This is a genomic window from Faecalibacterium sp. AF28-13AC, from assembly GCF_003478405.1.
GTDB classification, from domain to species: domain Bacteria; phylum Bacillota; class Clostridia; order Oscillospirales; family Ruminococcaceae; genus Faecalibacterium; species Faecalibacterium prausnitzii_E.
Window position 1 is genome coordinate 1 of sequence record NZ_QUFG01000034.1, and the last position, 361, is coordinate 361.

A 361-nucleotide genomic window follows, 5' to 3' on the forward strand; every position below is an offset into this window, starting at 1 on the left:
CTTGTGAAAGACGATGCCGCTATGGAATCCATCATCGCCAAGGTGATGGAACTGCAAAACAAGGAAAACACCAACATTCCTCTTTATGAAAAGCAGCTCCGGGATGCGGAATCGGGTATCCAGAATATGCTCAATGCAATTCAGGCTGGTATCCTGACCAGTTCCACCAAGGAGCGGCTGGAGCAGCTGGAAGAAACCAAGCGTGAGCTTGAAGCTCGCATTGCGGAAGAAAAGCTGGCAAAGCCGAAAGTGACTGAAGAGTTCATCCGGTTCTGGCTGCTGCGCTTCCGTAAGCTGGACATGAGCCAGCAGGAGCAGCGGCAGGCACTGGTGGATACCTTCATCAATGCCATCTATCTCT

1 pseudogene is annotated in these 361 nt (G+C 51.5%); it reads left to right on the forward strand.

Annotation, left to right across the window (positions count from 1 at the left end):
* A pseudogene (locus DWY95_RS17260) lies at window positions 1-361 on the forward strand (recombinase family protein); the annotation flags it as partial.